This window comes from Aeromonas piscicola, from assembly GCF_000820005.1.
Lineage (GTDB): Bacteria > Pseudomonadota > Gammaproteobacteria > Enterobacterales > Aeromonadaceae > Aeromonas > Aeromonas piscicola.
On record NZ_CDBL01000063.1, the window covers coordinates 1 to 25,844 of the forward strand.

At 58.1% G+C, this 25,844-nt stretch carries 22 protein-coding genes, 1 tRNA gene and 2 pseudogenes; 10 read left to right on the plus strand and 15 right to left on the minus strand.

What is annotated here, in order from left to right; translation table 11 throughout:
* Nucleotides 1-609 precede the first annotated feature (609 nt).
* The 4 genes from BN1128_RS15850 to BN1128_RS15860 all read left to right on the plus strand — a co-directional run bounded on the left by BN1128_RS15850 (nucleotide 610) and on the right by BN1128_RS15860 (nucleotide 4,091).
* Complete coding sequence (locus BN1128_RS15850; RefSeq protein ID WP_042870502.1) at nucleotides 610-1,371, plus strand: COG4705 family protein; 762 nt, start codon at nucleotides 610-612, stop codon at nucleotides 1,369-1,371.
* A 117-nt stretch (nucleotides 1,372-1,488) separates the two neighbouring features.
* Nucleotides 1,489-1,893, plus strand: a complete 405-nt coding sequence (locus BN1128_RS15855) for a DUF6979 family protein (RefSeq protein WP_042870504.1) — start codon at nucleotides 1,489-1,491, stop codon at nucleotides 1,891-1,893.
* A 275-nt stretch (nucleotides 1,894-2,168) separates the two neighbouring features.
* The gene (locus BN1128_RS24770; RefSeq protein WP_082030435.1) at nucleotides 2,169-2,699 is read left to right on the plus strand and encodes a phosphatase PAP2 family protein; all 531 of its coding nucleotides are present in this window, start codon (nucleotides 2,169-2,171) and stop codon (nucleotides 2,697-2,699) included.
* A gap of 117 nt (nucleotides 2,700-2,816) precedes the next feature.
* Nucleotides 2,817-4,091, plus strand: coding sequence for a DUF3289 family protein (locus BN1128_RS15860; RefSeq protein ID WP_052445527.1), 1,275 nt, complete (start codon nucleotides 2,817-2,819; stop codon nucleotides 4,089-4,091).
* A 468-nt stretch (nucleotides 4,092-4,559) separates the two neighbouring features.
* On the opposite strand, the gene phoU is transcribed toward BN1128_RS15860, so the two are convergent.
* From phoU to BN1128_RS26065, 8 genes and pseudogenes are all read right to left on the minus strand, one after another.
* On the minus strand, nucleotides 4,560-5,270 hold the full coding sequence (phoU, locus tag BN1128_RS15870; RefSeq protein ID WP_042870508.1) for a phosphate signaling complex protein PhoU: 711 nt from the start codon (nucleotides 5,268-5,270) through the stop codon (nucleotides 4,560-4,562).
* A gap of 269 nt (nucleotides 5,271-5,539) precedes the next feature.
* Complete coding sequence (pstB, locus tag BN1128_RS15875) at nucleotides 5,540-6,358, minus strand: phosphate ABC transporter ATP-binding protein PstB (RefSeq protein WP_042870510.1); 819 nt, start codon at nucleotides 6,356-6,358, stop codon at nucleotides 5,540-5,542.
* A 119-nt stretch (nucleotides 6,359-6,477) separates the two neighbouring features.
* A complete protein-coding gene (gene pstA / locus BN1128_RS15880) occupies nucleotides 6,478-8,127 on the minus strand; it encodes a phosphate ABC transporter permease PstA (RefSeq protein ID WP_042870512.1) in 1,650 nt (549 codons plus the stop codon).
* A gap of 32 nt (nucleotides 8,128-8,159) precedes the next feature.
* Complete coding sequence (locus BN1128_RS15885; protein ID WP_042870514.1) at nucleotides 8,160-10,397, minus strand: ABC transporter permease subunit; 2,238 nt, start codon at nucleotides 10,395-10,397, stop codon at nucleotides 8,160-8,162.
* Between the two features lie 209 nt (nucleotides 10,398-10,606).
* Complete coding sequence (gene tadA, locus BN1128_RS15890; RefSeq protein WP_082030436.1) at nucleotides 10,607-11,146, minus strand: tRNA adenosine(34) deaminase TadA; 540 nt, start codon at nucleotides 11,144-11,146, stop codon at nucleotides 10,607-10,609.
* On the minus strand, nucleotides 11,143-11,319 hold the full coding sequence (locus BN1128_RS26570) for a hypothetical protein (RefSeq protein WP_370464934.1): 177 nt from the start codon (nucleotides 11,317-11,319) through the stop codon (nucleotides 11,143-11,145). Before BN1128_RS26570 ends, tadA begins: the two co-directional genes overlap by 4 nt.
* A 53-nt stretch (nucleotides 11,320-11,372) precedes the next feature.
* Nucleotides 11,373-11,435 (minus strand): annotated as a pseudogene (locus BN1128_RS26575) (tRNA adenosine(34) deaminase TadA); the annotation flags it as partial.
* Nucleotides 11,436-11,539: 104 nt separating this feature from the next.
* A pseudogene (locus tag BN1128_RS26065) lies at nucleotides 11,540-11,689 on the minus strand (tRNA adenosine(34) deaminase TadA); the annotation flags it as partial.
* A 315-nt stretch (nucleotides 11,690-12,004) separates the two neighbouring features.
* Between BN1128_RS26065 and BN1128_RS15900 the strand changes: the two are divergent.
* From BN1128_RS15900 to aceA, 4 genes are all read left to right on the plus strand, one after another.
* Nucleotides 12,005-12,081, plus strand: a tRNA-Pro gene (locus tag BN1128_RS15900).
* A 259-nt stretch (nucleotides 12,082-12,340) separates the two neighbouring features.
* Nucleotides 12,341-12,487, plus strand: coding sequence for a hypothetical protein (locus BN1128_RS25920; RefSeq protein WP_167335814.1), 147 nt, complete (start codon nucleotides 12,341-12,343; stop codon nucleotides 12,485-12,487).
* 715 nt (nucleotides 12,488-13,202) lie between these two features.
* On the plus strand, nucleotides 13,203-14,810 hold the full coding sequence (gene aceB / locus BN1128_RS15905) for a malate synthase A (RefSeq protein WP_042870517.1): 1,608 nt from the start codon (nucleotides 13,203-13,205) through the stop codon (nucleotides 14,808-14,810).
* Nucleotides 14,811-14,883: 73 nt separating this feature from the next.
* Nucleotides 14,884-16,197: an isocitrate lyase gene (gene aceA / locus BN1128_RS15910; RefSeq protein WP_042870519.1), complete on the plus strand. Its 1,314-nt coding sequence runs from the start codon at nucleotides 14,884-14,886 to the stop codon at nucleotides 16,195-16,197.
* Between the two features lie 107 nt (nucleotides 16,198-16,304).
* On the opposite strand, the gene hda is transcribed toward aceA, so the two are convergent.
* From hda to upp, 3 genes are all read right to left on the minus strand, one after another.
* Nucleotides 16,305-17,006: a DnaA inactivator Hda gene (gene hda, locus BN1128_RS15915; RefSeq protein ID WP_016351307.1), complete on the minus strand. Its 702-nt coding sequence runs from the start codon at nucleotides 17,004-17,006 to the stop codon at nucleotides 16,305-16,307.
* A 103-nt stretch (nucleotides 17,007-17,109) separates the two neighbouring features.
* A complete protein-coding gene (locus BN1128_RS15920; RefSeq protein WP_042870522.1) occupies nucleotides 17,110-18,129 on the minus strand; it encodes a DUF2066 domain-containing protein in 1,020 nt (339 codons plus the stop codon).
* A 144-nt stretch (nucleotides 18,130-18,273) separates the two neighbouring features.
* On the minus strand, nucleotides 18,274-18,900 hold the full coding sequence (upp, locus tag BN1128_RS15925; protein ID WP_005320172.1) for a uracil phosphoribosyltransferase: 627 nt from the start codon (nucleotides 18,898-18,900) through the stop codon (nucleotides 18,274-18,276).
* A gap of 175 nt (nucleotides 18,901-19,075) precedes the next feature.
* Between upp and purM the strand changes: the two genes are divergently transcribed.
* Together purM and purN are read left to right on the plus strand one after the other, a co-directional pair.
* Nucleotides 19,076-20,113 (plus strand): phosphoribosylformylglycinamidine cyclo-ligase, encoded by a 1,038-nt coding sequence (gene purM, locus BN1128_RS15930; RefSeq protein ID WP_042870525.1) that lies wholly within the window; start codon nucleotides 19,076-19,078, stop codon nucleotides 20,111-20,113.
* A 32-nt stretch (nucleotides 20,114-20,145) separates the two neighbouring features.
* A complete protein-coding gene (gene purN / locus BN1128_RS15935; RefSeq protein WP_042870644.1) occupies nucleotides 20,146-20,784 on the plus strand; it encodes a phosphoribosylglycinamide formyltransferase in 639 nt (212 codons plus the stop codon).
* Nucleotides 20,785-20,902: 118 nt separating this feature from the next.
* Here the strand turns inward: purN and BN1128_RS15940 are convergent, their stop codons facing one another.
* From BN1128_RS15940 to BN1128_RS15955, 4 genes are all read right to left on the minus strand, one after another.
* Nucleotides 20,903-21,664 (minus strand): Nif3-like dinuclear metal center hexameric protein, encoded by a 762-nt coding sequence (locus BN1128_RS15940; protein WP_042870526.1) that lies wholly within the window; start codon nucleotides 21,662-21,664, stop codon nucleotides 20,903-20,905.
* Between the two features lie 186 nt (nucleotides 21,665-21,850).
* Nucleotides 21,851-23,194: a sigma-54-dependent transcriptional regulator gene (locus BN1128_RS15945; protein WP_042870527.1), complete on the minus strand. Its 1,344-nt coding sequence runs from the start codon at nucleotides 23,192-23,194 to the stop codon at nucleotides 21,851-21,853.
* Nucleotides 23,191-24,225 carry a sensor histidine kinase gene (locus BN1128_RS15950; RefSeq protein ID WP_042870529.1) on the minus strand — a complete coding sequence of 345 codons (1,035 nt, stop codon included), beginning with the start codon at nucleotides 24,223-24,225 and terminating at the stop codon, nucleotides 23,191-23,193. The genes BN1128_RS15945 and BN1128_RS15950 overlap by 4 nt, the downstream gene beginning before the upstream one ends.
* Nucleotides 24,226-24,331: 106 nt before the next feature.
* Entirely contained in the window at nucleotides 24,332-25,753 is a 1,422-nt protein-coding gene (locus BN1128_RS15955; protein WP_042870530.1) for a sigma-54 dependent transcriptional regulator, read from the minus strand.
* Nucleotides 25,754-25,844 lie beyond the last annotated feature (91 nt).

The window sequence follows — 25,844 nt, forward strand, 5'->3', positions numbered from 1 at the left end:
GCGTCGCTTTTTTGTGGCCAGCCCCCAGCCCTGCAGCCCAGTGGCGACGGAGGAAACGCGCCGCTCACGGAATCCGCACTCCTCCCCCCCCACCTTCGCGCTAAAAATGTGGCGTTTTTTGCACAAATTAAATGGTGCAAATCTATCGTCTAACCCGCATCGGGACTGGGTTCTTGGGGGGAATTCAGAATTTCACAAAACGTCATTTGATGATCGTTTTGGGGTAGTTTGATCACACCCATCAGACGGCGAGAAAAACGTAAGTTATTGAGAATAAACAGATAGTTGTTACTTTTCGTGAGGATCTGGGGCTGCATGGTGGATCTGGTGCGACCAGAGAGGAAAGGCGCTTGGGCCTTATGTGGCAAGGCTTGGCGGGCAATTTTGACAAGGATCCAGAATTTCACAAATGAAGAGGCTCAGGATCACGACTGACGACAAGCAAAGTATGACGAGCTACTACCGATTAGTACTTTCCCTGCATCCTGGACTAACATCTCACTCAATAAGCACCAAAGGGCACCCATTATCTTAACCCTACCTTAAGAATAGCTGAGTAGATTTTCGGAAAGAACGAACGGACACGTAACTAACACCAGTAGGTACTTTATGAATACCAATACAGTCAACTTGCTCAACAAGGTTCCAGAGGTCACATTAACATTCTGGTTGATCAAAATGATGTCGACAACTGTTGGGGAGACTGCTGCAGACTTCTTGATCTTTAATCTGCACCTGGGCTTAACAGTTACCTCCTTACTGATGGGGGTCCTCCTCATCGCGACACTCTTGATACAAGTTCGAGCGACCAGCTATGCACCCTGGAAATATTGGCTAGCTGTTGTACTTGTGAGTATTTTCGGCACCTTGGTGACGGATAATCTAACCGACCAGATTGGAGTACCGTTGGCGGTCTCTACCAGTGTGTTTACGGTTGTGCTATTGGGCACCTTCTGGGTTTGGTATGCACAAGAAAAAACCTTGTCCATCCGTTCTATCGATACCCGCAAACGCGAACTATTTTACTGGGCAGCCATTCTCGTTACTTTCGCATTGGGTACAGCTGCAGGCGACTGGGTATCAGAGGGGCTGAACATGGGGTATATGAATGCAACATTGCTTTTCGGATCGCTGATCGCAGCCATCGCAATCGCTCATTATTGGTTCAAAATGCATACCGTGTTGGCATTCTGGATCGTTTATGTGCTGACTCGTCCACTTGGTGCTTCAATTGGCGACTGGTTATCACAATCTGAAAAACATGGAGGTCTGGGATTTGGTGTCACTAGTACCAGTTTAGTTTTTTTTGCCTGTATCATCATTCTGGTCGTTTATCAGTCACTGCCACATCGGATGCCTAAGCATGGTTGAAAAATGCCATGTGAATCGATACATATCAGGTAATACCAGAAATAAGACATATTAGGATCCAACCAGCATATTTACTACCAGGGGCCTCCGGCCCCTTCATCTTGATAGGAGGATTGAATGGGTTATGGAGACGTGGCAATTAATGCGGTGTTGATGTGTAAATCAGATGTCAATAATAACCCCTGTGACGCCTGGGCATTTGCGGCGCAAGAGCATTATCCCTCAAGCCCGTCAGCACAATCGAAAGGTGGCCCAAAAGGCGCATTCTTGGGACTGTGCAGTGAAGGCTTGGTACGACATGTCTCTAAACAACGTTATGCTCGTGCTATCCAGAGTGGGAACTATGCAATAAAAGCTGTGCGTGTCCTTCAACATTATGAAGATCAAGATACTGAGTTGCCAAACGCAGTGCAGCTCTGGGACGCAGTGATGAGAAAGGTCGGTAAAGAGATCGTACACAATGGCCAGATGGATGTTGTCCTAGCTCTTTGGAAGGCTGGTTTGATTATTCCAGAGAAATGATCGGTCATATCGTTTAGTGCAGACATGAGGTATGTCTGCAGGACATTTCACCTAGCGAATGTCGCCATCATAACCTTGAAGAGACTGAGTGCTTCACACCCAACCTGAATAAAAATAAACCACATCACCCAATAAATATACACATGTCAACAAATCATATTTAGATCATTAGCACTAACTTTGCGTCAATTCATAATTATCAAAATTATCATTTTGATGTTGCTGTTATCGCTGGTAGGGTTCCCATCGAGGACAACAATAAAAATGGAATTACTATGAAGAAAGGCGTTTTTTGTGCAGCAATTATCTGTGGCTTAAGTAGCTATTCACATGCTTCCAGTACCTTTGAAACATATGGTGATATTGGGCAATTTGCCATTCCTGCCATTGCTGCAGGTATCTCTTGGTATCAGGATGATAACGAAGGGCTAAAGCAATTTGGATACTCGATCCTTTCCACAACCGCAACAGTTGCGGTGCTCAAAAATACCGTTGATGCAACCCGTCCAAATGGTGGTAACAAAAGCTTTCCCTCTGGCCACACTGCATGGGCATTTAGTGGCGCCAGCTATCTGCAAGTTCGTTATGGTTGGAGTTATGGCTTGCCAGCATATGCTGCTGCTGGTGCGGTTGGCTGGTCTCGGGTTCACTCAGACAACCATTATTGGCGCGATGTCATTGCCGGAGCAGCGATCGCCACAGGATTCAGCTACCTATTTACCTCCCCTAAAGGTCCACAATTGGCTTTTTACCCCACAATCATGGAAGGAGATGCCAGAGGTATCGGGGTTAACATAACCTATTGATTTAATATCATTAACCCTCGACATCCACATTCATATTTAACTTACCAAGCTAAGATAAAAACTCCCGGCCATAAGCCGGGAATTTTACTGTTGGCATGACCGAAACAAGGCCAGGGAATGGCGCCGCATGAACTGGGCATCACCGAACAGCGCGGCATCATACCTGCGCAGTCTCATCCCCAGCAACCGACATCCTTGAGTTTTGTTCTCATCCGAACCTGTGGCAGACTGCCCGCTCATAAAAAGCAGAGCAACATCGGGGGAGCCATGGCGGCCAAAAACATCAGCGAGCTGAATCTCGACGACTTCGTTAGGATACAAAGTCCAGGCAAGGGTAGCGCCAGAGACGGCAGCCGAGTCATGGTGGGCCGAGTGGGGGATCGCGATAGCTGCGTGAAAATTGTGGACGGCAAACTACAGGTCACCGGCTCTGACGAGTTCCGTCGCACAGTCGAGGAAGCCTATGAGGCCAAGCAAACCCCATCCAGCGGATTTGGTCACTCTCCTACACCTTCACTCAAGCCAGAACCTGCACCAACCCTGAGTCGGCTGATGCCTAAGACAGACACAACCAGCGCAACTAACATCAGGGTTCCTATTCTGGTTTACCAATCTCCACGCAAGCCGGGACTCAAAGCCGACGGAACTCCTGCCGATGACATGATATTTGGGGATATGACAGCGGAAGAAATCCGACAGATACCAACATTCATGAACACAAAAATGTTCGATTTGAATGACCCTAAGCAGGCTGATCCAAAAAACCATTTTACTGACATGAGGACAATGAGCAGCCTCCTGTTTGCCAGTGGTGATATGAAAATGGTCGTGCTTGCTATGATCGCCAAGTTTGAAAAAAGTGAGGGAGGAGAGTTTAGCCACCCCACCTTAACAAAAACTGCTCGGGCTCATCCCAAAACACAAGCACTGATCAACTCTCTTACCAAACAAGTTCAAGTGCACATTCAGAGTTTGAAGGGCGAAATTAACAATGAAGATGTCCAAGCGTGGATGGCTTCATACAACGAACCAATTCGGCTACCGGCATTTAATAGCAGAACAAATGTGCTCTCCTCTCCAACCTTTCCTTTCCCTGATGCCTTTGGTGGGTTAGCGATGGCAGTTAATGATGTCTGGGCAGGTAAGGCAGAAATTGTCTCGTTTGAACGTTCAGGAAATCGCTATAGAGGGAAATTACGGATAACTCTTTATGATCATTTTGGTCTGGATGTACCAGACGTTGGGCCTGACCCAGTAACTGGACAAGCAAAGCCTTACGGCCTCTTGGCTGGCTTCCGCTCCTGGTTCGTCCTTCAACATTACGAGAGATTTGCATATAAACCATTCACAACTGTGATGATCTTCGATCAAGCTATCGGTGGGGATTTATGAAGAAATGTTTTTGGTTCTTAATAGTTAACTATCTGCTCGTACTATTTGACATATTCATTTATCACTCTGATGAATTTTCAGCCTTAAATCTTTACTACATCGTTTACCCTTTTGTTCTGATGTTCGGTCTCGTATGCGAAGTAGTATTCATCATCAAGAAGAAATGGGGTTATGCCGCAGTAAACGGTGTACTTGGCGTGGCTACTGTAGTTATTGCCGACTATCTGGGTAGATAAGCTAGACTCACGGAATATGCTGCCCAACATAGGTTTTGTTGGATCAAGCCCACTTTGTAGCCACATAAAAAAATGAATAGTCTGACACAACAAAAAGGAGGCCAAGGCCTCCTTTTCTCTTTCTCTATCGATGTGGTCATCATGTGGACACGACTTAAAATAAATCCTTTTATTTCAATTAAGTAAGTCTGTTTACCAAGGCGCCCAAAGCGCCTTTTTATTCATTTCGCAGTCAGTGCTTGCCGAGCAGCTCATTGAGTTCGTGCGCCTTGGTATGGCGCACGTCCTTGCCTTTGACGTAATAAACGATGTACTCGCAGATGTGCTGGCAGCGATCGCCAACCCGCTCGATGGCCCGCGCCGCCCACAGCACGTTCAGCACCTGGGGTATGGTGCGCGGATCTTCCATCATGTAGGTCATCAGCTCGCGAATGATGGACTCGTACTCCCGATCCACCTTGTCATCTTCCTTGTAGACGGCGATGGCCGCCTCCAGATCCATGCGGGCAAAGGCGTCAAGCACATCGTGCAGCATCTTGATGGTGCGTCGGCCCATGTTCTCGAGCGATACCAGCGGCGGCTGCGGCTTGTTGGCGTTGTCGGTCAGCATGCGGGCAATCTTGTCCGCCACGTCGCCGATGCGTTCCAGATCCGTGATGGTCTTGATGATGGCCATCACCAGGCGCAGGTCGGACGCGGTGGGCTGACGCTTGGCGATGATGCGGGTGCACTTCTCGTCGATCGCCACTTCCATGGCGTTGACCTTGTGGTCGTTGGCCACTATCTTGCGCGCTGCATCCAGATCCTGATCATGGATGGCCGCGATGGCGTCGGTCAGTTGCTGCTCCACCAGGCCGCCCATCACCAGCACCTGATTGCGCACGCTCTCAAGTTCGGCATTGAACTGACCGGAGATGTGTTTGTTGAGGTTCATATTATCCATACAAATAATCCTTATGCTCCGATTATGCCTTAGCCGTTGAACTGACAGGTAATCTGTTTATTGATGCTCGTCTTGTTCATACCAATAACCTTAATGCACCAACCATGCCTAGTCGTTGAACTGACAGGTAATCTGTTTATTGATGCTCGTCTTGTTCATACCAATAACCTTAATGCACCAACCATGCCTGGTCGTTGAACTGACCGGTCATCTGCTTATTGATGCTCATCTTCCTCATACCTCTAACCCTTGATTGCACCAACCACGCCTTAGCCGTAGCGACCGGTGATGTAGTCCTCGGTCTTCTTCTTGGCCGGAGTGGTGAAGATGGTGTTGGTATTCGAGTACTCGATGAGCTCGCCCATGTACATGAAGGCGGTCTGATCCGAGACCCGCGCCGCCTGTTGCATGTTGTGGGTGACGATGACCACGGTGAACTGGCTCTTGAGCTCGTTGATCAGCTCCTCGATGGTAAGGGTCGAAATCGGGTCCAGCGCCGAGGTGGGTTCATCCAGCAACAGCACTTCCGGCTCGATGGCGATGGCCCGGGCGATCACCAGACGCTGCTGCTGGCCACCGGAGAGACCGAAGGCGTTGTCGTGCAGGCGATCCTTCACCTCGTCCCACAGGGCTGCACCGCGCAGGGAGCGCTCGGCCGCCTCATCCAAAGTGCGTCTGTCGTTGATGCCCTGCAGACGCAGGCCGTAGACCACGTTCTCGTAGATGGACTTGGGGAAGGGGTTGGGGCGCTGGAACACCATGCCCACCTGGCGACGCAGGGCGGAGACATCCACCCCCTTGTCGTAGATGTTGTGGCCGTGCAGCTGGATCTCCCCCTCGATGCGGCAGATCTCCACCAGATCGTTCATCCGGTTAATGCAGCGCAGCAGGGTCGATTTACCGCAACCGGACGGGCCGATAAAGGCCGTCACCTGCCCCTTGGGGATCTTCATGTTGACGTTGAACAACGCCTGCTTGTTGCCGTAGTACAGGTTGAGATCCTTGACCTCCAACGCAGTCTGCTCAGGGCTCAGGTTGAGCAGGTCCAGCGCAGTGTGCTGGGTGGAAGCTGTCATTACGTTGATCATCTGTTACCTCAAATCAGTCGATGGCGGCGGGCATCTTGATTTGCCAGCGGCCGGAACACTTGACTGGCAAGGGGGGCGGCCGCCCGTCCCTTGCCTCACATCAGTCTGGGGTGGCTGGATTAATGTTCCAGCGACCGGAATTTTTCACGCAAGTGGTTACGAATGGCGATGGCCGTCAGGTTGAGGCCGACGATCACCGTCACCAGCAGGAAGGAGGTGGCATACACCAGTGGCCGCGCCGCCTCGACGTTGGGACTCTGGAAGCCCACATCGTAAATGTGGAAGCCCAGGTGCATGAACTTGCGCTCCACGTGCAGGTACGGGAAGTTGCCATCCATCGGCAGGGTCGGCGCCAGCTTCACCACCCCCACCAGCATCAGCGGCGCCACTTCACCGGCCGCACGGGCAATCGCCAAGATCAGGCCAGTCATGATGGCCGGGCTCGCCATGGGCAGCACGATACGCCACAGGGTCTCGGCCTGGGTGGCACCCAGAGCCAGCGAACCCTGGCGAATGGTGCTCGGGATCCGGGCCAGCCCCTCTTCGGTGGAGACGATCACCACCGGCAGGGTCAAGATGGCCAGGGTCAGCGCCGACCAGATGACGCCGGGGGAGCCAAAGGTCGGGCTCGGCAGCGCTTCCGGGTAGAACAGCTGGTCTAACGAACCACCGAGCGTGTAGACAAAGAAGCCCAGACCGAACACGCCGTAGACGATAGAGGGCACACCCGCCAGATTGATCACAGCGATGCGGATGATCTTGGTCAGGCTGTTCTTGCCCGCATACTCGTGCAGATAGACAGCCGCCACCACGCCGAGCGGCGTGACTATGATCGCCATCAGGAACACCATGAAGACGGTGCCGAAGATGGCCGGGAACACGCCGCCCTCTGTGTTGGCCTCGCGGGGATCGTCGGAGACGAACTTGCCGATCTGGTGGAACCAGTAACCCACCTTGGCCAGCAGGCTCATGTCGTTGGGCCACACCACGTCCAGCACCTTGGACATGGGCATGACCACCAGCTCGCCACGCATGTCCTTGACCGTGATGGAGTCTCTGTCCGCCTGGGCACGCAGGGAGAAGAGCTGCTTCTCCAGCACCTGATAGTTGTCATTGAGGGTCTGACGCTGCTCGGCCAGCTGGGTTTTAAGCTGATCGGTCAGCTTGTCGTCCAGCTCGGCCTTGCGCTCTTTCAGGCGCAGCCGCTCCAGCTGATAGTTGATGCTGCCTATGTCCCCTTTTTGCAGATCGTCAGCCTGTTCGGAAAGATCATTGGCACGGGCCAGCACCCGTTGCAGCGCGGGATGCAGATCCTGGCTCAGCTCGCGGCCGTCCTCCTTGACCCCGACTATGTAGCCGTAGAAGTTGCCATTGGTGGCACGCTCCACCATGGCCAGCTCGGTCGGCAGGCTCTGGGACTTGATGTCGGTCTCCAGCACCCAGCGAAAATCGAGGTCGACGAACTCGCGGTTGCCGGTCTTGACCAGGTAGCGGGTCAGTAGCTCGCGCTCCTCTCCCTCCAGCGGCAAGCCTGCGGCGCGCAGCCGCTCCACCGGCACCAGTTCACGGTCGTTGATTTCGCCGATCAGCACGCTCTTGTTGCCGTTTGCGTCTTCGAGCTGCCACTCATAGATGGGGTGAGGCCAGAAGTAGACCAGACCGCGCCAGCCAATCAGCAGCAGCAGACCCAGTACCGCGACCAGGCTCAGGCTGACGGCACCGCCGGTCATCCAGATCCAGGGGGCCCCTGACTTAAACCACTTACCCATTGTCGATTCCTTGTCCATTACAGAGTCGCCCCTTACATCGAGCTATATTTTTCACGCAACCGCTGACGGACAAACTCGGCCAGGGTGTTGAACATAAAGGTGAACACAAACAGGACGAAGGCCGCGAGGAACAGCACCCGATAGTGGGAGCTGCCCACTTCCGATTCCGGCATCTCCACCGCAATGTTGGCGGCCAGGGTGCGCAGTCCCTGGAACATGGAGAAGTCCATGATGGGGGTATTGCCGGTGGCCATCAGCACTATCATGGTCTCGCCCACGGCGCGGCCAAGGCCCATCATCACTGCCGAGAAGATGCCCGGGCTGGCGGTAAGGATCACCACCCGGCTCAGGGTCTGCCAAGGGGTCGCCCCCAGTGCCAGCGAGCCCTGGGTGAGATGCTTGGGCACGGAGAAGACAGCGTCCTCGGCGATGGAGAAGATGGTGGGGATGACGGCAAAGCCCATGGCGATACCGACCACCAGCGAGTTGCGCTGGTCAAACTTGATGCCCATCTCGTGGGTCAGCCAGATGCGCGAATCGCCGTGCATGAAGGCGTTCTCGATGAGCGGGCTCACCGCGAAGGCGCCCCAGCCGATCAGCAGCAGCACGGGGATCAACAGGATGGCGTGCCACCCCTCCGGCAGCCAGGATTTGCTGCGCTCCGGCAGATAGTTCCACACCAGCGCGGTCAGCAGCATCCCCATCGGCAGCAGGATGAGCAGCAGCACAACGCCGGGCAGCGCCCCCTCTATGATGGGAGCGAGCCAGAGACCCGCCAGGAAGCCCAGGATAACGGTCGGCAGCGCCGCCATGATCTCGACCGTCGGCTTGACGTATTTGCGCAACCCGGCCGACATGAAGTAGGCGGTATAGATGGCGCCGGCAACGCCGAGCGGCACCGCAAACATCATGGCGTAAAAGGAGGCCTTAAGGGTGCCGAACACCAGCGGCACCAGACTCAGCTTGGCTTCGAAGTCATTGCTGGCGGAGGTGGATTGCCACACATACTGGGGCTCCGGGTACCCTTCGTACCACACCTCCTGCCACAGGGCAGACCAGGTCACCTCGGGGTGCTCATTCTCCACAGCGAACAGTTTGAAGCCATCCCCCTGCTGCATCAGCAACACATTGTGGCGTGGCGAGATAGCCAGGGCCGACAGGGAGCCGCCCTCGACCTTCTCGCTCAGCAGCTTGGTCTCGCCGGTGGCGTGGAAGAAGCTGACTGTGCCATCCTTGCCTGCGCTGATGAAGCCCTTGCGAAAGTGCTCCGGGGTCAGCAAGTCGACCGGGCCATCGCCCTTGAAGTCACGAATGGGGGTGAACTGGCGCTTGCCGTCCTTGGCCACTTCGAACCACTGGGAGATGACGCCGTTGTCATTGCCCACCAGCAGGGAGGAGGCACCGGAGAGCAGCTCGACCCGGGTCACGTTGGCGTTGGGGGCATTGATCTCCATGACGTTGCGCAGGGAGATGTCATTGAGGTTGTGAATGTCGTAGACGGAGAGGCGATTGCCCTCACGCACGAACAGGATGCGCAGATTGGGGGTCAGCAACAGCTGATCCACATGACGCGGCAGGGAGGGAATGCTGTAGTTCTGGGCGCTCCACTCCACCTCGCCGGAGAGGAAATTCTCCTCGCCGCTCATCACCGTCATCACGCCGCGGCCATCCTCGGTCACGGCGGCGGTGGCCATCTTCTCCTTGGTCGCCTCGAACACCATCAGCTGCAACGCTTTTCCTTGCGGATCGATCACCACGGGCGCTTCGCCGAAGGGATACTGCAGGCTGGGCTCGATGACGCGCACATCGTTGGGATAGGAGACCTTGAAGTAGGGCTGCATCACCAGCGCCTTGCCATCGGCAAAGCCGTAGGCGATGAGCTTCTGACCCGGTGCCGGCGGCGCGACCGTGGTGATGTCACCCGCGACCTGGGCCTGACCCAGGGCCTGACCCACCTTGACCTTGCCATCCCCCTGGACGGCGAAGAAGGTGACCAGCCCCTTGTCGCTGAAGCGGTAGCCAATCTCGTTCTGCTCCTCCATCCCGAGCCAGGCGGTCTTGCCCGCAACGGGCAGCGTGAACGACGCAGTCGGCTCCATGCTGGCGCCATTGAAGATGGGTTTCACCACATAGAGCAGGTAGAAAAAAATGAGCAACAGGGCCACCAGCACCAGGGCACCACCAGTGGTGACCCCGTACTTGGCCAACTTATCCTTGATACGGCGCTTTCTACTGCCCGCCATACCCAAGTTTATCGATTCCGATGACATGCAAGACCTCAATGTGAGCTAGGCTTGGCGGCATTATATGGCGGTTGCATGACAGTTTTGTTACATCGGGGCCCTCTGTGAATAGGTTATTTTGGGGGGCCATTCAGGCAGGACGTCGTCGGCAAACAGTAGTGCCAACCCTCTGTTTTATATGACGATATATGAATGAATAAAGCATGGGGGCAAGACGGCTCCCCCCCCCGTTGATATCAGACTGCGGGGCCGCCGCTTTGCTGCAGCGCTTGTCTGGCCGCTTTTTTCTCGGCGCGGCGACGCTTGAAGAAGGCCGACAGCTGGGCCGAACATGCATCGGCCATCACACCGCCGGTCAATTCGACCCTGTGGTTATGGCGCGGGTCCTGCAATATCTCGAACACGGATCCGGCTGCCCCGGTCTTAAGATCCTTCGCTCCGTACACCACCCGCTTGACCCGGCTGTGGATCAGGGCGCCAGCGCACATGCAGCATGGCTCCAGCGTCACATAAAGAGTGGTGTCGAGCAGACGGTAGTTCTCCAACCGGACACCTGCGGCGCGGATCGCCATGATTTCCGCATGGGCGCAGGCGTCATGGGCGCTGATGGAGCGATTCCACCCCTCACCGACCACCTCGTCCCCCAGCACCAGCGCGGCACCAACCGGGATCTCGCCTATCCCCTCGGCCCTGGCGGCCAGCGCCATGGCGTGGCGCATCCAGCGCTCGTCTTGCTGCGCTTGCTCAAAGGAGTCAGCATTCTCTGATAGCGTCACGCCCTTACCTCTTCGTCGTTATATTGCCTGTGCGCCTTGAACATTGGCGCCGTGCCGACCGGGATCTCACCTGTTTCCCCCTCGGCCCTGCCGGCCAGCGCCATGGCATGACGCATCCAGCGCTCGTCTTGCTGCGTTTGCTCAAAGGAGCCAGCATTCTCTGATGGCGTCACGCCCTTACCTCTTCGTCGTTATACTGCCTGTGCGCCTTGAACATTGGCGCCGTGCCGACCGGGATCTCACCCGTTTCCCCCTCGGCCCTGGCGGCCAGCGCCATGGCGTGGCGCATCCAGCGCTCGTCTTGCTGCGCTTGCTCAAAGGAGTCAGCATTCTCTGATGGCGTCACGCCCTTACCTCTTTATATTTCCTGCATGCCTTGAACATTGGCGCCGTGCCGACCGGGATCTCACCCGTTTCCCCCTCGGCCCTGGCGGCCAGCACCATGGCATGGCGCATCCAGCGCTCGTCTTGTTCGCTATGCCCCAGGCATTGTGCGATTTCTGATGGTTCCACGCCCCTGCCCTCTCTAGACGACTTGCTCATAACGGTTTGCCCTGCCTCCCGGCCAGACAGATCGCGCATCCGTCTCTTCAGTTTTATCCGGATGCGGTTATCCAGGACCAGCCCCTGCCCGACGGGTGATGACGATGTGCATGATCACCTGGCAAGGCTGCTCGCCTGGCAGTGGATCCGCGTACCGCAACACGGGGCGGCGATTATGCCAAATCTCACCTGCAGGCCCAAGCTGCATCTTGGTTGCGCAATAAAGAAGCAGTCGGCATCTCCCTGATAAAAAAGGAGTTGCACCAACCGATCCATATCATTAGACTCCTTTTCGTCAGCTCAGACTGACCTCGTCGGTGTGTAGCGCAGCCAGGTAGCGCATCTGCATGGGGTGTAGAGGGTCGGAGGTTCGAATCCTCTCACACCGACCATTTTCCCCGAAAATAGCCCAGTCTCGCGACTGGGCTATTTTTTTGCCTCGTTGCCCGCCCCCCATCGTTATTGTCCTGCCAAACGCCTTGCCCACAGAGCCATCGCTTATCGACGGCATGTTTTTTATACAGAACCACTTGAAACCGCTGGCGAGTATCGCTAGGATACGCCACTTTTCCGCCGGCAATGGATACAGGGAGGTGGAAATCCGGGTGATGGAGTCACCAACCGGCTTGCAAACCAACGAGGCAAGCACCCATGACGCAAGCAGTTGACGCACAACCCGATCTGGCCCCCCTGCCACTACCGAACGCCGAGCTCGACGATAACGAATACGGCACTGAATACGGCACCATAGTGCGCCTTGACGTGGTCGATCTGGCGGCGCCGGACGACGATTACTGATCCTGCCCCTCAAGGGATCCCCCGCACGCAATGGGAGAGTGTGGCCGCTGAGCCGTGAATTTCGCCACCCGTTCATCCTCCCAAGGGGCTAGGAAGGCCCGCTGATACAAATAACAATAAAATGCTGGAAAACTGAACATAACCAGTTGTATTCACTACTCATCACCCTCCCCTCCCCCTAAGGGCTGTCAGGCCAAGGTGATACAAACCTACGTTATTGCTCGTCACTTTCCCCTCGCTGGTGGGGTAAATTCCATTCGGCCCCCATTCGCCATCCAAGTTTTAAACAAACGTTCACTAGCCAATGTTGGCATGAGCTGGATATTCACTGGGATCGCCGATCTCATTTCATACAGCTGTTTTTTGAAAGCTTGGAGTTAGGTCGGGATTTGTTTTTGCATTTGTAATTTTATTACGTAATAAGTTACATCCCAGACTGCATTACCTCCACTGGATCACACCACCATCAGGGGGCGGAAAACAAGCGCATAACCATCTGCATAGAGCTTTTGCGCTAACCACATAAATCCATTAAAAACATCACCTTAACTACCACTCAAAAACAGGTGTTTTAAAAAAGTGGTTGACGAACAGGGCAATATTTCGCACCTTATGAATCGTGTTACCCCGTTGTTACGGGAAGTTTGAAATAACAGGGATCGACTTTAGTCGTAGTTAGTAAGTTCAAAATGTAATTCTCAAAGGAGTGAACCTTATGTCGGCACCGGCTCAGACCCACTGCAGCGCCCGCCTTCGCATCCAGGGCGAGATGCTGCCCGAATACGCGCAAATTCTGACGCCGGACGCGGTGGCTCTGATCTCCGAACTGGTGGAACGCTTTGCTCCCCAAAGAGGGGAATTGCTGAAACAACGTGTGGCACGCCAGGCCCGTATCGATGGTGGCGAGCTGCCGGACTTCCTGCCGGAAACCGCCCACATCCGCGAAGGCAACTGGACCATTCGCGGCATTCCCGCCGATCTGCAAGACAGACGGGTGGAAATAACGGGCCCGGTCGAGCGCAAGATGGTGATCAACGCCCTCAATGCCAACGTCAAGGTGTTCATGGCGGACTTCGAGGATTCGCTGGCCCCCGCCTGGAGCAAGGTGATCGAGGGTCAACTCAACCTGCGCGATGCGGTCAATGGCACCGTCTCCTACACCAGTCCCGAGGGCAAGGCATATACCCTCAATCCCGATCCGGCCGTGCTCATCTGCCGGGTGCGTGGCCTGCACCTGCCGGAAAAACATGTGACCTTCGATGGCGACCCCATCCCAGGTGGCCTGTTCGACTTCGCCCTCTACTTCCTGCACAACCATCAGGCGCTGCTGGCCAAGGGCTCGGGCCCCTACTTTTATGTGCCCAAGCTGCAGAGCCATCTGGAAGGGCGCTGGTGGAGCGAAGTGTTCGCCTGGACCGAAGACAAGTTCGGCCTGCCCCGCGGCACCATCAAGGCCACCGTGCTGATCGAAACCCTGCCTGCGGTGTTCGAGATGGATGAGCTGCTCTATCAGATGCAGGATCACATAGTCGCGCTCAACTGCGGCCGCTGGGACTACATCTTCAGCTACATCAAGACGCTGAAAAACCACCCGGATCGTGTACTGCCGGACAGACAGGTGGTGACCATGGACAAACCCTTCCTCAGCGCCTACTCACGCCTGCTGATCAAGACCTGCCACAAGCGCGGCGCGCTGGCGATGGGGGGCATGGCCGCCTTCATCCCGGCCAAAGATGCGGCCGTCAACGAGCAGGTGTTTGCCAAGGTCAAGGCGGATAAAGAACGCGAAGCCCACAACGGCCACGACGGCACCTGGGTAGCCCACCCCGGCCTCGCCGATACCGCCATGGCGGTATTCAACGCCACCATTCCTGCTGGCGCCAAGAACCAGATCGGCGTACTGCGCGAGCAGGATGCCCCCATCACAGCCGCCGACCTGCTGGCCCCCTGCGAGGGTGAGCGCACCGAGGCGGGCATGCGCACCAACATCCGGGTCGCCCTGCAATACCTGGAAGCCTGGATCAACGGCAACGGCTGCGTGCCCATCTACGGTCTGATGGAAGACGCCGCCACCGCCGAGATCTCCCGCACCTCCATCTGGCAGTGGATCCGCCACGGCAAGAGCCTGTCGAACGGCCAGGTGGTGACCAAGGCGCTGTTCCGCCAGATGCTGGCCGAGGAGCAGCAGGTGGTCAAAGCCGAGCTGGGCGATGCCCGCTGGCAGGCGGGGCGCTTTGCCGAGGCGAGCGAGCTGATGGAGCAGATCACCTGCGCCGACACCCTGATCGATTTTCTGACGCTGCCCGGTTACGAGCGGCTCTGAATCACGGGCCCCGGGCGGGGCTCGCCAATAACAAGTCAATGGAAACGTGAAATCAATGAAAGAGGGAACTGATATGGCACTGACCCGTGAGCAACAGATCCAGGCTATCGAGAAAGACTGGGCAGAAAACCCCCGCTGGAAAGGGATCAAGCGCGGCTACAGCGCCGAAGACGTGGTGAACCTGCGCGGCAGCTTGCAGCCGGTGCACACTCTGGCTCAGCGCGGCGCCGACAAACTGTGGGAGCTGATCCACGGCAGCGCCAAGAAAGGCTACGTCAACTGCCTCGGCGCCCTGACCGGTGGCCAGGCGGTGCAGCAGGCCAAGGCGGGCATAGAGGCCATCTACCTCTCCGGCTGGCAAGTGGCGGCGGACAACAACTTGTCCTCCACCATGTACCCGGATCAGTCCCTCTACCCGGCCAACTCGGTCCCGTCCGTGGTGGAGCGCATCAATAACTCGTTTGCCCGTGCCGACCAGATCCAGTGGGCCAACAAGGTGGGCCCGCAGGATGCCGGCTTCATCGACTACTTCCTGCCAATAGTGGCGGATGCCGAAGCCGGTTTCGGCGGCGTACTGAACGCCTTCGAGCTGATGAAGGGGATGATTGAAGCGGGCGCCGCCGGCGTGCACTTCGAAGATCAGCTGGCCTCGGTGAAGAAATGCGGCCATATGGGCGGCAAGGTACTGGTCCCCACCCAGGAAGCGGTACAAAAGCTGGTCGCTGCCCGTCTGGCAGCCGACGTCTGCGGCACCACGACGCTGGTGATTGCCCGTACCGACGCCAACGCGGCCGACTTGCTGACCACGGATGCAGATCCTTACGATGCCGGTTTCCTGACCGGTGAGCGCACCGCAGAAGGCTTCTACAAGGTGCAGGCGGGTATTGAGCAGGCCATCTCCCGTGGCCTGGCCTATGCCCCCTACGCAGACATGGTGTGGTGTGAAACCGCCAAGCCGGATCTGGACGAGGCGCGCAAGTTTGCCGAAGCCATCAAGGCGCAGTACCCGGACACCATACTGGCCTACAACTGCTCCCCCAGCTTCAACTGGAAGAAAAATCTGGACGATGCCACCATCGCCCGCTTCCAGCAGGAGCTGTCCGACATGGGTTACAAGTACCAGTTCATCACCCTCGCGGGTATCCACAACATGTGGTTCCACATGTACGAACTGGCCTACCAGTACGCCCGTGGCGAGGGGATGAAGCACTACGTCGAGATGGTGCAGGAGCCGGAATTTGCCGCCGCCAGCCGTGGTTACACCTTCGTGGCACACCAGCAGGAAGTAGGCACGGGTTACTTCGACAAGGTAACCACCGTCATTCAGGGTGGCCAATCTTCAGTGACCGCACTGACAGGTTCCACCGAAGAAGATCAGTTCCACTGATAACTGCATGCGAGCCACCTCGCTCGAACAAAAACCCCGGCCTGGTGCCGGGGTTTCTTTTTGCTCGCCGCTCAAGGATGCAGCGCAGACAGGCGGTCACCGTCGGATCAGAGTTCGAGGATCTCTTTGACAAAGGGAATGGTCAGCTTGCGCTTGGCGCGAAATGAGGCGTTATCGAGCTGATTGAGGGTGGTAAGCAGGGTGCGCATGTCGCGGGAGAGTCGGTTGAGCAGGAAGCGGCCCACATCGATGGGCAATTTGAAGCCCCGCAGCTCGGCACGCAGCTGCAGGGCACTGAGCTTGCCTTCATCATCCAGCTCATCGAGATGGAAACTCACCCCCCAGTCGAGGCGGGAGGCAAGATCCGGCAACTGCAGCCCCAGCTTGCGCGGTGCGCTGCAACCCGTGACTACCAGAGTACCCTCGCCCTTCTCCTGCCAGCGATTGTAGAAATCGAACAGGGCCCGCTCCCACAGCGCATTGCCGGCGATGGCTTCCAGACTGTCCAGACAGACCAGCGGCAAGCTTTCGAGGGCGTCGAGCATGCTGGGATCCAGCTGTTCGAACTGATCGAGGGAGAGATAGGCCGCCGCCGCATCGCGGGCATTGACCTCGGCGCAGGTGGCGTGCAGCAGGTGGGAGCGTCCCGATCCCTTGGCGCCCCAGAAATAGAGGAAAGGTGATCCCTGACCGATGGCCGCATTCTTGAGGGCGGTGATCAGATGAGCATTGTTGCCGGGATAAAAACTGACGAAGGTTTCATCATCCGGTAATTGTACGGCTAAAGACAGTTGGGCCGGTTGCTTCACTCGTTGGGCTTTGACTGTGACATTTGTGGCTGAGTGTATCATCGCAAAGGCAGATAGAGAACCGCCCGGACTTGGCCGGGCGGTTGGTACAAGGCAGAAATGATCAGGGTTGCGACCATTGGTAGCGCAAACCGCTGTCATTATCATCAATCTGGCGCAACCGGCTCTCCAGTTGCAAGCCGCGGATGAGCTCGGCCTTGTCCCCCTGCAATGCGAGGTTGAAGGTGACCTTGTCCCCTTCCAGCTTGCCGATCTCCACCTTGGTGACGCTGGCCATGCCCTGCAGCATCTTCTGCACCGTGATCATGCCGTCTATGCCGGACAAGCCTTCCACCACCAGGGTCTGGCTGGAGGCGACACCCGAGATGCGCGCACCATAGTTCTGCACCAGCCAGGCCGCCAGCCCATCGGCAAATCCCTGCGCCACCTCGGCCTGGGTGCCGCTGCCGCTGCCGCGGGTAAGCTCGGCCAGCTCGCCACCAGCCTTGGGTCCATAGAGGCCCCAGTCTATGCTCCACTTCTCCCCTTCCGGGGTCAGCTTGCCCAGCACCACCATCTCGGCGCCATAACGCTGGCTCGCCTTGAGGATGGGGTCGGCGAAGCGGCCCCAGACATCGGTGGCATTGACCGCCATGTTGTCATCGAGATCCATCAAGGGAATGCTGACCGGCAGGCCCAGGGCCTGGCTCTGGGTACGCAGCACGGCGGCCCAGCCATCGCTGGACTGATCCGGCAGGACGCGGCGTTCTCCCTCATTGATCACCAGCCAGATGGCTACCTGAGGCCGGGCCGGTCCAAGCAGGGCAAATTTGCTTTGGGAGATCAGGGCGTTGACCTTGGCAACGTCAAAGTCAGCCTTGAGAAACTTGACCGGCCCCACGTCCTGATAGCCGTAATGCTGCACATAGTCGCCTGGGGCGGCCAGCGCCTTGACCACGGCCGGCTGGGTGAGGATATCCCGCTTGCCGGTCACCTTGACCAGCACATCCCCCAGCGCCTGGGACTGGGCCGCCACCATGTCGCCGCTGGTGGGGGCCTTGCCCTGATAGAGATCGGTCACCTGAGCGGCTGAGACCATGAATGACAAGCCGCAGCAGAGGGCGGTCACAACACGTTTGAACATGAGAAGAGTCTCGAAATGGGAGATGGTGCTTATGGTAGCGGCAAGGCGCGCATTGCAGCAAGCTGGAGGGGGATAAACAACAGAGCCGGCAAGGCGCCGGCTCCGATTACCCCTTCCGCGTGGGAAGCGGGTCAAGGCATCAACTTACTTGGTACCGAAGATCTTGTCGCCGGCATCGCCCAGACCCGGCACTATGTAGCCTTTCTCGTTCAGGCCCTGATCGACAGAGGCACAGTAGAGTTCTACATCGGGGTGAGCCGCTTCCAGCGCCTTGATCCCTTCCGGCGCGGCAACCAGCACCAGCACCTTGATGGACTGGCAGCCTTTCTTTTTCAGCAGGTCGATGGTGGCGATCATGGAGCCGCCGGTGGCCAGCATGGGGTCGATGACCAGGGCCAGACGCTCTTCGATGTTGCTGACGATCTTCTCGAAATAAGGAACCGGTTGCAGGGTCTCTTCATCGCGGTAGATACCGACCACGCTGACGCGGGCGCTCGGCATGTGCTCCAGCACGCCATCCATCATGCCCAGACCGGCACGCAGAATAGGCACGACTGTGACTTTCTTGCCCTTGATCTGGTCAACTTCCACTGGCCCGTTCCAGCCATCGATGGTAACCTTCTCGGTTTCAAAGTCAGAGGTCGCTTCGTAGGTCAACAAACTGCCCACTTCTTTGGCCAGTTCACGGAAACGCTTGGTGCTGATATCGCCTTCACGCATCAGCCCGATCTTGTGTTTGACCAGGGGGTGTTTGACTTCAACGACTTTCATTATTATCTCCTCTAACTGCCGCAAAAAAATCGCGGAATCATACAACAAAAGCCAGCGCTTGTAGAGCTTTTCCACGCGAAAACGCGCAAACGATTTCCTTTCTGCTTTTACCCGGCCACTGTTAGAATACGCCCCGAATTTTACCCTCCACTTCTTTATATGACGGGGAATACGCGTGACTGACAAAACCTCACTGAGCTACAAGGATGCTGGCGTAGATATCGATGCCGGCAATGCACTGGTTGAACGTATCAAGGGCGTGTCAAAGCGCACTCGTCGTCCTGAAGTCCTTGGTGGTCTTGGCGGCTTTGGGGCCCTGTGTCAAATCCCTGCGGGCTACAAGGAGCCGGTCCTGGTCTCCGGCACCGACGGTGTGGGCACCAAGCTGCGTCTCGCCATCGATCTGAAAAAGCACGATACCGTCGGCATCGACCTGGTGGCCATGTGCGTCAATGACCTGATAGTGCAAGGCGCCGAGCCGCTGTTCTTCCTCGACTACTATGCCACCGGCAAGCTGGACGTAGACACGGCCGCCGCCGTGGTCACCGGCATAGGTGCGGGCTGCGAGCAATCCGGCTGCGCCCTGGTGGGCGGCGAAACCGCCGAGATGCCGGGCATGTATGAAGGGGAAGACTACGACATCGCCGGTTTCTGCGTCGGCGTGGTGGAGAAGAGCGAGATCATCGACGGCAGCAAGGTCGGTGACGGCGATGCCCTGATCGCCCTGGCCGCCAGCGGCCCCCACTCCAACGGCTTCTCGCTGGTGCGCAAGATCCTGGAAGTCTCCAAAGCCGACGTGCATCAGCCGCTGGGGGATACCACCCTGGCCAACGCCCTGCTGGAGCCGACCCGCATCTATGTCAAGCCCGTGCTCAAGCTAATCAAGGAGTGCGAGATCCACGCCCTGTCCCACATCACGGGCGGCGGTTTCTGGGAGAACATCCCACGCGTGCTGCCCGCCAACACCCAGGCAGTGATCGACGAGCAGAGCTGGCAGTGGCCGGCGGTGTTCAGCTGGCTGCAACAAGCAGGCAACGTCACCCGCCACGAGATGTATCGCACCTTCAACTGCGGCGTCGGCATGATCATCGCCCTGCCTGCGGATCAGCTCGAAAAGGCGCTGACCCTGCTCAAGGCGGAAGGCGAGAACGCATGGCACATCGGTCATATCGCCAAGGCAGCCGATGGTGAGGAGCAGGTCATCATTCAATGAATGACCGGATCAACAGCCAAATGACCTCCCCTATGAAACGCATCCTGGTGCTTGTCTCCGGCAGCGGCAGCAACCTGCAGGCCATTCTCGACAGTTGCTCCAGCGGCAAGATTGCCGGTGACGTGGTCGGTGTCATCAGCAACAAGGCCGATGCCTATGGTCTGGTTCGTGCCAAAGAGGCCGGAGTGGCGACCTCCATTCTGGCCCAGCAGCAGTTTGCCAGCCGGGCCGAGTATGACGTCGCCCTGCAGGCGCTGATGGCGGACTACCAGCCGGATCTGGTGGTGCTGGCCGGCTTTATGCGGATCCTGAGCGCCGATCTGGTGCGTCACTTCGCGGGGAGGATGCTCAACATCCACCCCTCGTTGCTGCCTAAATACCAGGGCCTGCACACCCACCAGCGCGCCATCGAGGCCGGTGACAGTGAACACGGCGCCAGCGTCCACTTCGTTACTGAAGAGCTGGACGGTGGCCCCGTGATCCTGCAGGCCCGCGTCCCCATCTTCGAAGGGGATGACGCGGACGAGGTGGCTGCCCGGGTGCAAGTGCAGGAACACAGCATCTACCCGTTGGTGGTGCAGTGGTTCTGCGAGGGAAGGCTGAGAATGCAAGGCGATGCCGTCCTGCTGGACGGTATCGCGCTTGGCCCGGCAGGCCATGCCTGCGAGTAACCGGCAAGCTATTGCAATGAAAAAGGGAGGCTTCGGCCTCCCTTTTGTTTTGTGGTTTTCCTGATTGTTCAGTCTCTCAGTTGTTGACGACCGGAGAGACTCGACCTTCCACCGCTAATCAGACCGGATTGTCGATATCGATAAAGGTCACCTCCAGCCCGTGCACGGTCGCCAGCCACTCCCCAAGCGCCTTGACGCCATAGCGTTCGGTGGCGTGGTGGCCAGCGGCGTAGAAGTGCATGCCCATCTCGCGGGCGGTGTGGATGGTCTGCTCGGAGGCTTCGCCCGAGATGAAGGCATCGATCCCCTGCTCTGCCGCCAGATTGATATAGCTCTGGCCACCACCGGTGCACCAGGCCACGGAGCGGATAAGCTCGGGGCCTGTGTCACCGCAATGCAGCGGTTCACGGCCGAGCCGCTCGGCGATGAGCTTCGCAAAGTCGCTGCCGCTCATCGGCTGTTCCAGCTTGCCCACCATGGCAACGCTCTTGCTGTTCCAGGGCTCCAGGCCCCGGCGCACCTTGATGTCCAGCAGCTTGGCGAGCTGGGCATTGTTGCCCACCTCGGGATGCACATCCAGTGGCAGATGATAGGCAAACAGGTTGATATCATGGGTCAGCAGGGTCTTGAGGCGGCGCTGCTTCATGCCGGTGATCTGGGCCGGTTCACCGCTCCAGAAGTAGCCGTGGTGCACCAGGATGGCATCGGCATCGGCGGCCACGGCCGCGTCGATCAGGGCCTGGCTGGCGGTGACGCCGGTCACCACCTTGCGAATGCGCTCGCGTCCCTCCACCTGCAGTCCATTGGGGCAATAATCCTTGATGGCGTGGGGTTCGAGCAGATGGTTCAGTACGGTTTCGAGTTTCCGATGAGAGATCATAAGGGTCCCTTGTTGAGGCTAGGTCCCCTGCTCTACCAATAAAAACAGGGTCCAGGCACAAAGCGCCAAGGACCCCATGATAATCGAGCCAGGCCGCCAAGACCATGACAGTTCCCTGGCAGGACACACCAGCCGCGCAGATATACGCGCCGGGTCGCCAGGCCCCAGGCGATGCCCGCCCCGCACTCAGGCGGGCAGATCGATCCCCGCCTCCCGCATCTGGGCAAGCTTGTAGCGCAGGGTGCGCGGGCTGATGCCGAGCCGGTCGGCCACCGCCTTGCGGCTGCCGTTACAATCTTGCAGGGTATCGAGGATGATCTGGTGCTCCTGCTGCTTGAGCTCGCTGCCCAGATGCTCGCTGCCACTGCTGCGCTCACCGACGGTGAAGCGGATCTCCTCCTCGTCCACCTCTTCCAGGATCAGGTGCTCGCAGCCGATGAGCCCGTCCGGGCTCAGGATCAGGGCACGCTGCACCACGTTGTCCAGCTCCCGCACATTGCCGGGCCAGGGGTGGGCCAGCAGGCGTTCGCGCGCTGCGTCTGTCAGCTGCGGCGTCGGCAACCCCTGCTGGCTGGCATGCAGTGCCAGCAGGTGTTCCGCCAGCGGCAATATGTCGCCGGGTCGCTCCCAGAGCGAAGTCCAGCGCAGGGGGAAGACGTTGAGACGGTAGTAGAGATCCTCGCGGAACAGGCCGTCCTGCACCGCCTTCTTGAGATCCCGGTTGCTGGTGGCGATGACCCGCACATCCAGCGGGATCAGCTTGCGGCTGCCGAGCCGCTCCACCTCTTTCTCCTGCAAGACCCGCAGCAGCTTGGCCTGCAGCCCCAGATCCATCTCGGTGATCTCGTCGAGCAGCAAGGTGCCGCCCTGAGCCTGTTCGAACTTGCCTGGGCACCCTTGCACGGCGCCGGTGAAGGCCCCCTTCTCGTAGCCAAACAGGGTCGCCTCCAGCATGTTTTCCGGGATGGCGGCGCAGTTGATAGCGACAAAGGTCTGCTCGGCGCGGCTGGAGTTGTCGTGAATGTAGCGGGCCAGCACCTCTTTCCCCGTCCCGCTCGGGCCTGTCACCATGACGGTGGCCTCGCTTCGGGCCACCCGGGTCGCCAGCTGGAACAGCTCGGCGGTCTTGGGATCCCCGTACACCACGGCGCGCTTCTCCACCTTCTGGGCCGGCACATAACGGCTGACCTGGTTGAGCAGCACCTCGGGCGAAAACGGCTTGGCGAGGTAGTCGATGGCTCCTTCGCGCATGGCGCGCACGGCCCCGTCTATGTTGGCGTAGGCGGTCATCAAGAGCACAGGCACCTGGGGATATTGCTGGCGAATGTTGGCCAGCAGGGTCAGGCCATCCATGCCCCCCATCTGGATATCCGAGATCACCATGTCAAAGCTCTGGCGCGACAACGCCAGCAGGGCGCGCTCGCCGCTGTCCGCTTCACGGCACTCGTAGCCGCCGAGCAACAGGGTATCCACCAGCGCCTCGCGCAGGCCATTGTCATCTTCCACGACCAGAATACGAGCCTGAGTCATGCGACACCTCCAAGCTGCACCGCTTGCTGATGCAGGGGGAACGACAGGGTAAAGCAGGTGCCTTCAGCGGGCACTGAGGCCACGCTGACCTCCCCCTGATGGGCACGTACCACGGATTGCACCACAGCCAGACCCAGGCCTGTGCCCTGGGAGCGGGTGGTGAAGAAGGGTTCGAAAATCTGGTTGAGCAGGTGGGCTGGCATCCCCTTGCCATTGTCGAGGATGCGCATCTCCACCCTGGCGCCGCTGCGCACCGCACTCACCAGCAGCGAGGTGGCCCCCGCCTGCTGGGCGTTGGCAATCAGGTTGTTGATGGCCCCCGCCAGCGCATTGCTGTTGGCGAGCAGGCAGAGATCCGGCTCGGGCGCCTCCATGTGCAGCTCACAGCCCTGCTGGTTGCAAAATGCCTCGGCACCAGCCTGCACCTCCGCCAGCAATCCCTGGACCGAAATGGGCGTCACCACCTGATTGTCACCGTTGCGGGCGAACAGCAGTATGTCGTTGATCTGTTTCTCCAGATCCTTGAGCCGATCCATCAACTTTTGCTGGAACTGGCTGCGAGACTCGGGCTTGAGGGTGCGGTTGGCCAGGTTGGCCGCATAGAGCATGGCGGCGGAAAGCGGTGTGCGGATCTGGTGTGCCAGCGAGGCAGCCATGTTGCCCAGGGCAGACAGCCGCTTCATGTGGTTGACTCTGTCCTGCAGTTTGCGGGTTTCGGTGAGATCCGTGATGAATACCAGCTGGCCGAGTTGATCCGGCAGCGGCTGGGTCGAAAGCTGCACCCGACGCCCATCGCGCAGGGAGATCTCGTGACCATCATCTTCACGGGGCTGGAAGCAGCGAGCGATGATCTGGCGCCAGGCCTGGCCTTCCAGCGGCTCCCCCAGCAGCGCCAGGGCGGCGGGGTTGGCACGGGTGATGCGACCCTCGCCATCGAGCAGCAATACACCGGTCGGCAGCGCCGTGAAGATAGCGTAGAGCTGGCTCACCTCATGAGACTGGAGTGGGTTGTCTTGCTGCTGGGCTGTCATAAAGCTGACCTCAAACTGGCTATTGGGTCAGGTTATTCAATTTCCATGCCACTAAAATTATCACTAAAAATCAAAGCCTTGAATAAAGGCGTCAAGGCTTTGACCCTTATACTTCCTTGCTCATCCCGTATTTTTTCATCTTCTCTACCAGGGTGGTACGACGCATGCCGAGCAAGTCGGCGGCGCGGGCCACCACCCCATCCTGGGATTCCAGGGCCTGGCGGATCAGCTCCACCTCGAGGTCGGCCAGCATCTCCTTGAGATTGACCCCCTCCTCCGGCAGCTGCATGGCACGGGAGTAACTGGCACTGTGCTCCAGTTCGGGGGGATCCTGGAACACGGCTGCCAGTGCATCGCGCTCGTCCATCTCGGTCAGCCGCTCATCCCTCGGCTCGCACGGCAGCAGGCGATAACGGCTTGGCAGGTCGGCCACATCGACTATTTGTTGCGGGTAGAGGATGAGCAATCGCTCCAGCAGGTTGGAGAGCTCGCGCACATTGCCGGGCCAGGGGTACTGCATCAGGGACTCCAGAGCCCGCTGGGTCAGGCGAATCATGCCCTGATGCTGCTCGGTATGGCGGTTGAGCAGCTCCTGCAGCAGCAAGGGAATGTCGTCGACCCGCTCCCGCAGCGGCGGCGTCTCAATCGGGAAGACATTGAGGCGATAGTAGAGATCTTCCCGAAAGCCCTGGGTGCGGATCATGGCCTCCAGATCCCGGTGGGTGGCCGCTATGATGCGCACGTCCGCCTGGATGGGCTTGCCCCCCCCCACCCGATCGAACAGCCGCTCCTGCAACACCCGCAGCAACTTGACCTGCATCGGCAAAGGCATGTCGCCGATCTCGTCGAGGAACAGGGTGCCACCCTGGGCCAGCTCGAAGCGGCCCCGGCGGGCGGCGATGGCACCGGTGAAGGCGCCCTTCTCGTGGCCAAACAGCTCGCTCTCCAGCAATTCGGCCGGGATGGCGCCACAGTTGATGGGCACGAAGGGACCCCCGCTGCGGGGAGAGAGCTCGTGAATGGCGCGGGCCACTACCTCCTTGCCGGTCCCGGACTCCCCCAGGATAAGCACATTGGCCTCGGTCTCCGCCACCTGGCTGATGAGACGGCGCACCTCCTGGATGCCCCGTCCCTTGCCCACCAGCAGACGCAGCAACGCCTGGCCCTTATCGTGGGTCTGCTGACGGGGATGCAGGGAGACAAACGCCTGACAGAAGTGCAAATGGCGGGTGAGGGATTCGTAGGTGAAGGGAGCTTCGGCGACGCCGATGAAGTTGCTGTTGGGGAAGTCCGCCTCGACCAGAGACAGGAAGGGCACCCGGGGGAAACTGGCCAGCAGCTCATCCAGCGAACGGCCGGTCAAGGTTCCCGCCAGCACCCCTTGCAGCGGGCCGGACGACTCGATGGCAACATCCAGCTCGTTCTCGACTATCTCCTGCCACGGGATCCCCATGAACGAGAGCACTGTGCCCAACTGTTGGCGCCGCTGCGCATCGGCATCAACAATCAATACTCCCATCGCCATCATACACATCCCTCTTATAATCGACGTAACTTCTTGTTTTATTGTGCATCTGTGGTCTAGCCACGCACTTTATGCAGGAGGCACAAAGTGCCAA